The following is a 12,511-nucleotide window of genomic DNA, read 5'->3' on the forward strand; positions in this document are numbered from 1 at the left end:
GCAGGTGCACGGGGGGGGTACAGATGTCACCCCCTGCCCGGCGCGTTTCTGAAGACAGCAAAAAGCCCCGGATATTTCCACCCGGGGCTTTCTGATTTTCCGCTCTCTTCTCCAGCTCAGCCGCCGAAGTCGTCCAGCATGATGTCCTCGCGGTCCACACCCAGATCCAGCAGCATGTTGATCACCGACTGGTTCATGATCGGCGGGCCGCACATGTAGAATTCACAGTCTTCCGGCGCCGGGTGGTTCTTGAGGTATTCCTCGAACAGAACGTTGTGGATAAAGCCGGTGTAGCCTTTCCAGTCATCCTCGGGCTGGGCGTCGGACAGGGCGACGTGCCATTCGAAGTTGTCGAATTCCTCGGCCAGCTGGTCAAAGTCCTCGACAAAGAACATCTCTTTCTTGGAGCGCGCGCCGTACCAGAAGCTGATCTTGCGGTCGCGGTTCTGCAGGCGCTTCAGCTGGTCGAAGATGTGGCTGCGCATCGGCGCCATGCCGGCGCCGCCGCCGATGAACACCATTTCCTTCTGGGTATCGCGGGCGAAGAATTCGCCGAACGGGCCGGAGATGGTGACTTCGTCACCCGGCTTCAGGTTGAAGATGTAGGACGACATCTTACCGGCCGGAATGTCGCTGCTGCCCGGAGGCGGCGACGCGACGCGGACGTTCAGCATGATAATGCCCTTCTCGTCCGGGTAGTTCGCCATCGAATAGGCGCGCTCGACCGGTTCATCGACCACGGATTTGTACTGCCACAGATTGAAGCGGTCCCAATCCTCGCGGTACTCCTCCTGGATGTCGAAGTCGGTATAGGCCAGCTGGTGCTCCGGCGCTTCGATCTGGATGTAGCCGCCGGCGCGGAAGTTCACGTCTTCGCCTTCGGGCAGCTCCAGAACCAGCGCCTTGATGAAGGTCGCCACGTTGTCGTTGGAGCGCACCTTGCAACGCCATTTCTTGACGCCGAAGACTTCCTCCGGAACCTCGACCTGCATGTCCTGCTTGACCGCAACCTGACAGGACAGGCGGTCGCCGCAAGACGCCTCGCGCTTGGTGATGTGGCTTTCCTCAGTCGGCAGGATCGAACCGCCGCCGGAATGCACACGCACCCGGCACTGGGCACAGGTGCCGCCGCCGCCGCAGGCGGAGGGAACGAACAGTTTCTCAGCCGCCAGCGTCTGCAGCAGCTTGCCGCCAGCCGGGACTGAGATGGTTTTCTCACCGTTAATGGTGATGTTGACGTTGCCGGTCGCGACCAGGCGGGAGCGGGCGGCCAGAATGATGGCCACCAGCGCCAGCACGATCACCGTGAACAGGACAACGCCGAGCGTGAAAGTTTCCATGACTTCAGACGCTCCCTTACAGTTTGACGCCGCTGAAGGACATGAAGGCCATCGCCATCAGACCCGCGGTGATAAAGGTGATGCCCAGGCCCTGCAGGCCGTCCGGCACGTCGGAATACTTCAGCTTCTCGCGCACGCCCGCCATCGCGGTGATCGCCAGCGCCCAGCCAAAGCCGGAGGAGAGGCCGTAAGTCGTTGCTTCCGCGAAGTTGTAGTCGCGTTCCACCATGAACAGCGAACCGCCAAGGATCGCGCAGTTCACCGTGATCAGCGGCAGGAAGACCCCCAGCGCGTTGTACAGCGGCGGGAAATACTTATCGAGGATCATCTCCAGGATCTGCACCATCGCCGCGATCACCCCGATATAGGAGATCAGGCCGAGGAAGGTCAGGTCCACATCCGGGAAGCCCGCCCAGGCCAGCGCGCCCGGTTTCAAGAGGTAGGTCAGCAGCAGGTTGTTGGTGGGCACGGTGATGGCCTGCACCAGCATCACCGAAATCCCCAGACCCAGCGCGGTGGAGATCTTCTTGGACACCGCAATGAAGGTGCACATGCCCAGGAAGAAAGAGAGCGCGAGATTCTCGACAAAGATGGCCTTAACGGCCAGTGAAATCAGCCCTTCCATCAGTGCGCCTCCACGTTCTGGATTTTATATTCACGCTCTTCGACCTGGTTCGGTTTCCAGGTGCGGAAAGCCCAGATCAGCAGGCCGATCACGAAGAACGCCGAGGGCGGCAGCAGCAGCATGCCGTTGGGCACATACCAGCCGCCGTTGTTCACGGTTTCCAGGATGGTGATGCCGAACAGGGAGCCAGAGCCGAACAGCTCGCGGATCACACCGACCAGCATCAGGATCAGGCCATAGCCCATGCCGTTGCCCAGGCCGTCGATGAAGGAGGCCACCGGCGGGTTGCTCATGGCGAACGCCTCGGCGCGGCCCATCACGATACAGTTGGTGATGATCAGGCCGACGAAGACCGACAGCGTCTTGGAGATTTCAAAGGCATAGGCCTTCAGCACCTGATCAACCAGGATCACCAGCGAGGCGATGATCACCATCTGCACGATGATCCGGATCGAGCTGGGGATCTGATTGCGCAGGATCGAGATGAACATCGACGAGAACGCGGTCACGAAGGTCACCGCCAGGGTCATCACAAACGCCACCTGCAAGGATGACGTCACCGCCAGCGCCGAGCAAATGCCCAGAACCTGCAGCGTGATCGGGTTATTGTCGACCAATGGGTCGACCAGCATTTCCTTCTTGGTCTGCGCCATCAGAGCTCTCCCGCTTGCAGGGCTTTCAGGAAGGGCGCGTAGCCCTCTTCGCCCATCCAGAATTTCACCAGGTTGTCCACACCGACAGAGGTCAGCGTCGCACCGGCCAGCGCGTCGATGTGGTGCTCCGGCCCGGCCGGGCCTTGCGCCTTGGCAACGCTGATCTGCAGTTCGCCGCTTTCGTCATGCAGCTTCTTGCCGCTCCACAGGGACTTCCAGCGCGGGTTGTCCACCTCGGCGCCCAGGCCCGGCGTTTCGCCGTGCTGATAGAACTGCAAGCCAAAGATGTCATTGCCGTTTTCCTCAATCGCGATGAAGCCATAGAGGGTCGACCACAGGCCATAGCCGTGGATCGGCAGGATCACCTTGTCCAGATCGCCGTTTTCCTCCCGCAGCAGGTAAACGGTTTTATAGCGCGACTGGCGGCCGATGCCCGCAGGGTCGTTCTCGAGCGCGCGGCTCAGCTCCGGGTCCTGCGCGGCGGCCAGACCGTCAAAGCTGGCAGCGTCGAACTGATCGGTGAACTCACCGGTTTCCAGATCCAGCACCTGCGGTTCAAAGGCGGCAAACGCCTCTGCCACTTTGACGCCCGGCTCATAAAGGCCGGCAACCTGCAGAACGTTCAGCTGCTTGTCGCGTTTGCGGTTCACTTCCTGCACCGGGCGCAGGGACACGGCGGCGGAGGACACGATCATCGAGGCCAGCAGGCAGACGCCAACGGCGATGACGATGGTCTTGCCGACGGAATCCGGCGATGCGGCGAGGAAGCGGCCAATCAGGCCCTTGCTTTGGGTATCAGCCATGGCGGCGCGCCCTCCGTTTGATGTTGGCCTGCACGACGAAGTAGTCGATCAGCGGTGCAAAGACGTTGCCGAACAGGATCGCCAGCATCATGCCTTCGGGGAAGGCCGGGTTCAGCACCCGGATCAGCACCACCATCACGCCGATGAGGGCACCGTAGATGTAGCGGCCCGCGTTGGTGTGGGATGCGGACACGGGTTCGGTCACCATGAACACCAGGCCAAAGGCATAGCCGCCCAGCACCAGGTGCCAGTACCACGGCATCGCAAACATCGGGTTGGTGTCGGAGCCAATCAGGTTCAGCAGCATCGAGAAGGCGATCATGCCGCCCAAGCAGCCGACGATCAGGCGCCAGTTGGCGATCTTGGTGAACAGCAGGAAACCCAGGCCGATGGCGCAGGCCAGCGTCGAGGTTTCGCCGAAGCTGCCCTGGATGATGCCAAAGAACGCATCCGACCATTCGATGCCCTTGGCGGCCAGCGCCTGCACGCCGTCGGCGGCAGTCACACCCAGCGCGGTCGCGCCGGAGAAGCCGTCAACCGGGGTCCAGACAGCGTCGCCCGACATGTTTGCCGGATAGGCGAAATACAGGAACGCGCGGCCCACCAGCGCCGGGTTCAGGAAGTTCTTGCCGGTGCCGCCAAAGACTTCCTTGCCGATCACCACGCCGAAGATGATGCCAAGCGCCACCTGCCACAGCGGCGCGGAGGCCGGCATGATCAGGGTATAAAGCATCGAGGTGACCAGAAAGCCCTCGTTCACCTCATGGCCGCGGACGGTGGCAAAGATCACCTCGAAGATGCCGCCCGCAACCAGTGTCACGATGTAAATCGGCAGGAAGTAGAGGAACCCGTGCGCGATATTGGCCATCGGGTTCGCCGCATCCAGCGAGATGCCGAACATCTGCAGGATGGCGATCCGCCAGCCAGTGGCCGCGTCAGCACCCAGCGCGGCAATTGCCGAGTTCGCCTGATAGCCGGTATTCCACATGCCCCACAGGATGCACGGGATGGTGGCGATCACCACATAGGTCATGATCCGCTTCATATCGACGTATGAGCGGGCATGCGGCGCCACCGAGGTGACGGTTTTCGGGGTATACAGGAAGGACTCCACCATCTCGTAGACGGGGAAGAGCTTTTCGTACTTGCCCCCCTTCTCGAAATGAGGCTCGATCCTGTCAAAGAAGCTGCGCAATCCCATCCGGCTCAGCCCTCCTTTTCAATCTTGGTCAGGCAGTCGCGCAGCGCCAGCCCGTATTCGTACTTGGCCGGGCAGGCAAAGCCGACGAGGCCCATGTCCTCTTCGTCCAGCTCCAGCGCACCCAGCGCCTGTGCGGTGTCGGTGTCCATCACCAGCAGCGCGCGCAAGAGCTGCGTCGGCAGGTAGTCCTGCGGCATCAGCTGCTCAAAGGTGCCGGTGGGCACCATCGCCCGGCGGCCGCCGTTGAGGTTGCTGGTCAGGCCGAACAGCTTGCGGCTGAGCGCCGAGCCCAGCACCGGCTGCACGGCGTATTTGCCGCCCATCGGACGGATCCAGCCCAGCGGGATCTGCTTGCGGTCTTCTTCGATGATCGCAACCTGGCGTGCAAAGCGGCCGAGGAACGCCAGCGGACCAGCCGCCTGGCGGCCCGACAGGATCGAGCCGGAGATCACCCGCACAGGGCCTTCGGCAGCGATTTCGCCGCGGGTCAGCTCATCGGTGGAGGCACCTGCGACGGTGCGGACCAGACGCGGGGAACGTGCTGCAGGACCGGCGATGGCAACCACGGTGGAGGGGTCCAGATGGCCGCTCAGCAGCAGGCGGCCGATGGCGGTCACATCCTGATAGGAAACGGTCCAGACCTGATCGTTCGCGCGGACGGGATGCAGGAAGTGGATATGGGTGCCAGCGAGGCCCGAGGGATGCGGACCAGAGAAACCAGCAGCCTCGACACCGGCAAGGTTCGCACCGGGAATGCTGTCGCCTGTCTTCTGGCACAGATAGGTGGTGCCGTCGGTCAGCAGGGTCACGGCCTTCAGGCCTGCCTCAAACGCCTCAGCCGCATCATTGATGATCACGGCGGCGTCGGCGGCCAGCGGCTCACTGTCCATCGCGGTCACAAAGATCGCGGCGGGCTTGGACCCCGGCTGCGGCATCTTGGAATAGGGACGGGTGCGGAAAGAGGTCCACAGGCCCGCGGCGCACAGCTTCTCTGTCAGCCCTTCGGCAGTGTCAGCATTGCCGGTGGCAGAGAAATCAATGCCGGTGTCTTCGGCATCGGAAACCGCAATCACGACGCTCTCCAGCACCCGGCGCGCACCGCGGTTGATCGCAACAACCTTGCCGGTCATCGGCGCAACCATCAACGCGGCTTCGGCATCCTTGTGGCAGAACAGCGGAGTTCCGCGGCGGACCTCCTCGCCTTCCTGCACCAGCATGCGGGGTTTCAGGCCCACATAGTCGGGGCCCAGCACGGCCACCGAGGTGATGGCGGGGCCGTCGTGGATCACCTGCTCCGGTGCGCCTGTCACCGGCAGATCCAGCCCCTTTCTCAAGTTAAATGTCTTCATATTTGCGCTACGTCCCTCCAAGGCCGAATCCCGTGGCGGTTCTTACCCCGTTCCGGCAGCGGCGGCAAAGAAAACGCACAAAATGCCGTTTTCCGCACATCCGCACAGCCTGTCCTGATTATCCGGCGCACTCGAATCAAATTCGGCGCCGATTGGCAAGGCTGTGCCCCTGCCTGTGCTCCAATTTCCTGTGCACTGGGCGCTTTTATCAGACTGTTGGCGCTCACGGGTCTCGGGAAACCGTCAATGCGGGCAGGCGGAAACGGCAACCCCGTTCCCGCAAGCTCCGCCGGGGCGGGCCAGTCTGCCTGTCAGTCTCAACAACCCGTTGAAACTGATTCTACCAAATACTGCGTATTCAGGCGTCCCAGACGGCCTGCGGCGCGCCCATCAGCCCCCGGTCAACGGTGATGCCCAGCCCCGGCGCATCCGGCACCAGAACGCCGCCGTCTTTGACCGGTGCGTTAAACTCCGCCGTTTTCAGCGTCACCATATCGCGGCAGTCCAGAATGCAGCGCAAGGAGCGCTCCGGCACCGTCGCCCCCAGATGCGCAATCGCGGAAAACGCGATGGCGGAGCCGACAGTATCCTGCACGCTGACCGTGGCGCCCGCGGCCAGGCACATGTCCCGGTGCCGCCGCCCATGGGTCAGCCCGCCCGCCTTGGAGATCTTGAGGCCGATGCCGTCCGCCACGTCCTCCGCCAGCATCAGGGCAATATCCTCATCCTGCTGAACCAGCTCATCCAGGATGATCGGCACAGTGCAGCGTTTGCGCAGCGACATGGTCTCACGCCAGGTCTTGCAGGGTGCCTCCAGCACGAAATCCAGCCCCTCGGGCAGCATCCGCAGCATGCGCAGGGCGGTTTCCGGCGTCAGCCCGCCGTTGGCATCGACCAGAAAGAACTCACCGGGCTGCCGATCGGCCAGAGACGCGCGAATGCGCTCTGCATCCAGCGCCGGGCCGCCCTCGCCGTCCAGCGCGCCGATTTTCACCGAGTGGCCCAGATAGCCCATCTCCCGGTGCTGCGCGACGCGGGCGCGCATGTCTTCGGGGCTGCCCGCATAGATTGAGGAGATCACCGGCAGGCGTTTGCCGGTGGAGCCGCCCAGCAGTTCGCAGACCGGCAGGTTTACCGACTTGCCGAACAGATCCCAGCAAGCCAGGTCAATCGCGGACTTGACGTGGTTGTGGCCCACAAGCGCCTCATCCATCGCCTCGTTGATGCGGTCCATCTGCCGCGGGTCGCGGCCCAGCAGATAGGGCGCAATCTCAGCAATGCCCGCCCGCACACCCAGCGCATGCGCGGCGATATAGGTGGAACCGAACGGCGTGCTCTCGCCCCAGCCCTCCAGCCCAGTGTCGGTGGTGATGCGCACGAAAGAGGCATCAAAGCTGCGGTACTCCCGCCCGCCCGACAGGGTGTAGACGCCGCCGGAATAGGGCAGGTCCAGCTGATAGAGCTCGATCTTTTTTATTTTCACCCGGACACCTCCGGGATCATCAGAACCAGCTTGCCGGTGTGCTTCTTGCTCAGGAAGTCCCCCTGCGCAGTGGCGATATCGTTCAGCGGATAGGTCTTGGCGACCAGCGGGCGGATTTCGCTGGCTTCGATGTAGGCGATCAGATCGGCGAACACCTCATCCTCCTGAAAGGTGCAGCCCATCAGGGTCAGGTCCTTGAGGTAGAGCGTGCGCACGTCGATTTCGCTGATCGGCCCTGCAATGGCGCCTGCGGTGGCATACCGCCCGCCACGCCGTAAAACATCCATAAAATCGGGCCATTGCGGACCCGCCACAAGATCAACCACCACGTCGATGGACCCTTCGCCCAGTTCTTTGATCAGATCCGCATTGCGGTCCACCACCCGGTCGGCGCCAAGCGCGAGAACCTCGTCCGCCTTGGCGGCAGAGGACAGCGCAATCACCGTGGCACCCCGGCGTTTCGCCAGCTGCACAGCAGCGGAGCCGACGCCGCCGGACGCGCCGGAGATCAGCACGGTTTCCGCGCCCAGGCCCACCCGGTGCAGCATGTTCTCCGCCGTGGAATAGGCGCAGGGGATCGAGGCCAATTCCGCGTCCGACCAATCGCAGTTCACCGCATGGGTCTCGCGCGCAGGCGCCACCGCAAATTGAGCAAAGCCGCCGTCGCATTCGCTGCCGAAGGTCCAGCATTCATAGGGGCGGTAATCGACGTAAGTGCGCAGCATGTTGCGCACCAGAACCCGCTCGCCAATGCGGGCGGGGTCGACCCCCTCCCCCACCGCAGCGATATGGCCGCAGGCGTCTGCGCCTTGGATGCGCGGGAATTCCAGCGGCTTGCCGGACCAGCTGGCGTCATCGTCATTGACGCTGTCGAACCCGCTGGCGCCGCCTGCGTTGGTGTCGGCATCCACCGCCTTGGAATACCAGCCGATGCGGGTGTTGATGTCGGTGTTGTTGATGCCCGCCGCCGCAACGCGGATCAGCACTTCGCCCGGTCCGGGCTGCGGCACCGGCACATCGGTGCGGTACTCAAGCTTGTCGATGCCGCCGTGACCGGTCAGCAGGACCGCTGCCATCTTCGTTGGAATCATGCCCCAACCTCCCCTTCTGAAATTAGATTGGCCGGCCCTCCCCTGCCGGCCAAAACAGGGTGCTTTCCCCGCGGGGACAACACCCTGAAACGTGTATCACAGCTCCAGCGGATGCGCGCGGCCGCGCGCCGCCAGACGGCGGTTCAGCTCTTTCGCCTCCGGCTGCCCGGCCTCCAGCGCAAAGACAAAGGCATGGGTCAGGTAGAAGCAGGCCGCGTCAATGTTGCCCGCTGCCTCCGCCTGATCACCGGCCAGCGTGTAGAGCCGCACCAGCTCTGCGCTGTCCTTGTCCTCATGCGCCTTCAACAACGCTTGGTCGAGTTCCGCGCGCTCCACCACTCACCCCTTCAGCGAGATCGCGATGTTCTTGGTGCGCACATAGTTATACAGCGCCTCCAAGCCCTTTTCGCGGCCGAAACCGGATTTGCCGACACCGCCGAAGGGGGTGGAGATGCCGCCCGCGAACCATTCGTTCACGAACACCTGCCCCGCCCGCAAACGGTTCGCCGCCCGGTGCGCCCGCGCCAGATCGCGGGTGAAGACACCGGCCACCAGCCCGAACTCGGTGCCGTTCGCCATGGCAATCGCCTCGGCTTCGGTATCAAACGGGGTGAAGCAGGTGACAGGACCAAAGATCTCCTCCTGCGCCACGCGGGCAGACGGGTCCACATCTGCCAGAATTGTCGGCGCCATGAAGTAGCCCTCCCGCTCCAGCCGGGCACCGCCGGAGGCCACGCGCGCGCCGCTTTGGCGGGCGGTCGCGGTCAGGGTTTCGATGCCGTCCAGCTGGCGGGCAGAGATCACCGGGGTCAGGCCGGGATTTTCCAGCCCGTGGCCGACGCTGAGGCCGTTTGCCAGCGCAGCAGCGCGTTCGACGGCTTCGTCATAGATCGAGCGGTGCACCAGCACCCGTGACATGGCAGAGCAAACCTGGCCGGCATTATAGAAGATGCCGCTTTGCAGGGAGGACATCAGCGTATCCAGATTGGCGTCCTCAAACGCCACTGCCGCGGACTTGCCGCCCAGCTCCATCAGTGCGGGCGTTACCGGGTTGGCGGCGGCGCGCAGGATGGCCTGGCCAGTCGGCACCGATCCGGTAAAGACGATCTGATCCACTGCCGGGCTTTCGACCAGCCGCGCGCCGAGTTCAGAGCCGATACCGTTCAGGATCGAAACCGCCCCGGCAGGCACCTCGGCCCGTTCCAGTGCCACGCCCAGCATCGCCAGCGCCATCGGGTCCAGCTCCGGCGATTTGATGATCACCGAGTTGCCCGCCGCCATCGCAGGTGCCAGCGACCGCGCGGCAATCGAGACCGGGAAATTCCACGGCACGATCTGGGCAGAGACGCCATAGGGTTCATAGACCGTAAAGTCGGCGTAGTCGGGGCCAAGCGGGATCGACTTGCCTTCGATCTTGTCGGCCATGCCGCCGTAGTATTCAAAATACTGTGCGGCCTCTTCAAACTCGTCATGCGCCGCGCTAAGGCTCTTGCCGCTTTCCCTGCACAGCAGCTCAGCACCCTCGTCCGCAATGCCCCGGATTTCCGCCGCGATGCGCTGCATCAGCTGGCCGCGTTTGGCAGGCTGCATCCCGGCCAGATCGCCGCGCTCGAAACTTGCCCGCGCCGCTTCCAGCGCTTTGGCGAGGGTTTCTTCGCCCGCCAGTGCGCAGTCGCCAACATGGCTGCCGTTGCCCGGATCCTCGACGGCCATGCGCGCACCGCCGTCGCCCTCGGCCCACTCTCCGGCCAGGAAGTTCCTGGCCAGCCCGTCTTGCAGGAAAGAACTCATGCCTCGCGGCCTTTGGTCACCTGATCGGCCACCCAAGCGTGGAAATTGTGTGTCGGCCCATCCATCGCAGGGGAGAAACGGCCGCCGTCGAACAGCTCGCCGTGGCGGCCCTTCTGCATGCCCTCAACGACAAAGACGTCTTCCTCGAACACGGTCTTCCACAGCTTGGCGTTCTCGGTGCGCAGGTCTTCCAGCTCCGGCGTGTCCTCGTTGGACTTCGCGTAGTAAAGCTCGATGTGCTCAACGGTGTTTTCCGTGTCGACCGGCTCCAGGATAATTGCGAACGCATGGTCACGCTGCACGCCCAGCAGGACGTTGGGGTAAACGGCCACATATTCGCCGCCCTCGTCCCATTTGCTGCTCAGCCCCTCGAAATCCGGAAACACCTTGCCGTCTTCGCCCTTCATCTGGCGGTAAACCAGGGTGCCCTGGCCGGAGTAATGCCCCGGCACCTCAATGTTGTAGTGGTCTTCCAGCCGGGAATAGCTGTTCAGCCCCGGATGCACCCACGGCAGGTGGTAGCTCTCGCAGTAGTTCTCGACCGCCAGCTTCCAGTTGGTTTTGACTTCCAGCTTGAAGCCGGAATCTTGGCCGCCGTGATGCACCTGGGTTTCAAACTCCTTCCAGCGCTCCAGCAGGCCAGCGTGGGCTTCTTCGAACTCCGGCGCGGCGCCGTCGACGTTCACAAACACCACGTCGCGCCAGACATAGGAGCGGATGCGCACCAGGCCCAGTTCATCCAGCTTGATGTCTTCATGCTTGTTGTTGCCCGGGCCGCCGACATGCGGGGTGGAGACCAGGCGGCCATCGAGGCCATAGCACCAGCTATGATAGGCGCAGCGGATGGCGCCCCGGATCTTGCCTGCCTTCTCGACCAGGATCATACCGCGGTGGCGGCAGGTGTTCTGAAAGACGCCGATCTCACCGTCCTTGTCGCGCACGATCAACAGCGGCATGCCCAAAAAGTCCACCGGCTTGGCATAGCCCGGCTCCGGAACGTCCTTGCCAAAGCCGATTCCGGACCAGTTGGCAAACAGCACCGAGCGTTTTTCTTCGGCAAAGACGGCGGGGTCTATATAATGGGCGTTCGGCAGGCCGTTGGCCACGTTGACCGGAGCCATCACCGGGGCAAGCGTGTCATGCTTGTTCATCTGGGTCTCTCCAAACCAGGGAAAAGATGTGCGCGTTTTGCGCCATTGAAGGGAGAGAGCAGATTCACTCAATATCAGGAATTTTCGCGCTGAGGTTAGCTGAGCTCATCTGAGCTTCGATTGACCTCGTCGATGACCCAATTGCGAAGCAATCGGGCGGATTCCGACAATTCCGCATCCGGGCGGCCCACCAGATGGAACCCGTGCGGCGCCGCCAGCACATGCGGGCCGATCGGCACCAGCTGGCCGGTTGTCAGCAGCGGATTCAGCAGCCGCTGCCAGCCCAGCACCAGCCCGACCCCGTCCTGCGCCGCCTGCAGCGCCACCGCATAATTGTTGACCCGCACGCCCGGCGCGATGGGGCCGCTGTAACCCAGCTGCTGGAACCAGTCGGCCCAGGTGGTCCAGCTCTTGTCGTCGGACTCCAGATGCAACAGCCGCTGCTGCGCCAGTTCCTCCAGCGGGCAGCCGGTCAGTGTCTCGGCCAGCTCCGCATTGCCCACCGGCACCAGGTGATCGCGGTACAGCTCCGTCTGTTCCAGCCTGGTGCCCCTATCCCGTCCGTAGCGAATGTAGAAATCCACATCCGGCATGCTGCGGAACGGCCGGTCCTGCACCATCTGATTGACGTTCACGTCCGGATGCTTGCGCCAGAACCGCACCACCAACGGCGACAGCCACAGCGAGGCCACTGCCGAGGTCGACCCGATGGTCACGGTGTCGCCAGTCTGCCGGTCGCGGATGGTCTTGAGGCTGAGCGAAATCTTGGAAAACGACGAGGCCAAGGTTTCAAACAGCGCCTCGCCTTCCTCCGTCAGCTCAACCCCGCGGTGCTTGCGCTGGAACAGCGGCGCCTGCAGTTCCGCCTCCAGCGCCTTTACCTGATGGCTGACTGCGCCGGGGGTGACAGACAGCTCCTGCGCTGCGTTCTTGAAGCTCAGATGCCGGGCCGCGGCCTCGAACGCAGCCAGGGTGGTGAGCGGCGGCAGGTTGTAATGGCGGCGGGACATCTGCGGCTCCTGGC

General features: G+C 63.2%; 12 protein-coding genes. All 12 read right to left on the bottom strand.

Annotated elements, in window-relative coordinates:
- Positions 1-116: 116 nt before the first annotated feature.
- The 12 genes from nqrF to AC5STB_RS21450 all read right to left on the bottom strand — a co-directional run bounded on the left by nqrF (position 117) and on the right by AC5STB_RS21450 (position 12,497).
- The gene (gene nqrF, locus AC5STB_RS21395; protein WP_495444886.1) at positions 117-1,340 is read right to left on the bottom strand and encodes an NADH:ubiquinone reductase (Na(+)-transporting) subunit F; all 1,224 of its coding nucleotides are present in this window, start codon (positions 1,338-1,340) and stop codon (positions 117-119) included.
- Between the two features lie 16 nt (positions 1,341-1,356).
- Positions 1,357-1,965, bottom strand: a complete 609-nt coding sequence (gene nqrE / locus AC5STB_RS21400; RefSeq protein ID WP_019296950.1) for an NADH:ubiquinone reductase (Na(+)-transporting) subunit E — start codon at positions 1,963-1,965, stop codon at positions 1,357-1,359.
- The gene (locus AC5STB_RS21405) at positions 1,965-2,618 is read right to left on the bottom strand and encodes an NADH:ubiquinone reductase (Na(+)-transporting) subunit D (RefSeq protein WP_495444887.1); all 654 of its coding nucleotides are present in this window, start codon (positions 2,616-2,618) and stop codon (positions 1,965-1,967) included. Before AC5STB_RS21405 ends, nqrE begins: the two co-directional genes overlap by 1 nt.
- Complete coding sequence (locus AC5STB_RS21410; RefSeq protein WP_495444888.1) at positions 2,618-3,421, bottom strand: Na(+)-translocating NADH-quinone reductase subunit C; 804 nt, start codon at positions 3,419-3,421, stop codon at positions 2,618-2,620. The genes AC5STB_RS21405 and AC5STB_RS21410 overlap by 1 nt, the downstream gene beginning before the upstream one ends.
- Positions 3,414-4,622 carry an NADH:ubiquinone reductase (Na(+)-transporting) subunit B gene (locus AC5STB_RS21415; RefSeq protein WP_495444889.1) on the bottom strand — a complete coding sequence of 403 codons (1,209 nt, stop codon included), beginning with the start codon at positions 4,620-4,622 and terminating at the stop codon, positions 3,414-3,416. Before AC5STB_RS21415 ends, AC5STB_RS21410 begins: the two co-directional genes overlap by 8 nt.
- Before the next feature lie 5 nt (positions 4,623-4,627).
- On the bottom strand, positions 4,628-5,971 hold the full coding sequence (locus AC5STB_RS21420; protein ID WP_495444890.1) for a Na(+)-translocating NADH-quinone reductase subunit A: 1,344 nt from the start codon (positions 5,969-5,971) through the stop codon (positions 4,628-4,630).
- Between the two features lie 358 nt (positions 5,972-6,329).
- Positions 6,330-7,454, bottom strand: a complete 1,125-nt coding sequence (locus tag AC5STB_RS21425) for a mandelate racemase/muconate lactonizing enzyme family protein (RefSeq protein ID WP_495444891.1) — start codon at positions 7,452-7,454, stop codon at positions 6,330-6,332.
- The gene (locus AC5STB_RS21430) at positions 7,451-8,545 is read right to left on the bottom strand and encodes an alcohol dehydrogenase family protein (RefSeq protein WP_495444892.1); all 1,095 of its coding nucleotides are present in this window, start codon (positions 8,543-8,545) and stop codon (positions 7,451-7,453) included. The genes AC5STB_RS21425 and AC5STB_RS21430 overlap by 4 nt, the downstream gene beginning before the upstream one ends.
- 96 nt (positions 8,546-8,641) lie before the next feature.
- Positions 8,642-8,881, bottom strand: coding sequence for a hypothetical protein (locus AC5STB_RS21435; RefSeq protein ID WP_260004526.1), 240 nt, complete (start codon positions 8,879-8,881; stop codon positions 8,642-8,644).
- A gap of 3 nt (positions 8,882-8,884) precedes the next feature.
- Positions 8,885-10,336 (bottom strand): aldehyde dehydrogenase family protein, encoded by a 1,452-nt coding sequence (locus AC5STB_RS21440; RefSeq protein ID WP_495444893.1) that lies wholly within the window; start codon positions 10,334-10,336, stop codon positions 8,885-8,887.
- Positions 10,333-11,487 carry an aromatic ring-hydroxylating oxygenase subunit alpha gene (locus AC5STB_RS21445; RefSeq protein ID WP_495444894.1) on the bottom strand — a complete coding sequence of 385 codons (1,155 nt, stop codon included), beginning with the start codon at positions 11,485-11,487 and terminating at the stop codon, positions 10,333-10,335. The genes AC5STB_RS21440 and AC5STB_RS21445 overlap by 4 nt, the downstream gene beginning before the upstream one ends.
- A gap of 95 nt (positions 11,488-11,582) precedes the next feature.
- Entirely contained in the window at positions 11,583-12,497 is a 915-nt protein-coding gene (locus AC5STB_RS21450; RefSeq protein ID WP_495444895.1) for a LysR substrate-binding domain-containing protein, read from the bottom strand.
- Positions 12,498-12,511: the final 14 nt, after the last annotated feature.

This window comes from Leisingera sp. CC-HEC093 (genome assembly GCF_059429195.1).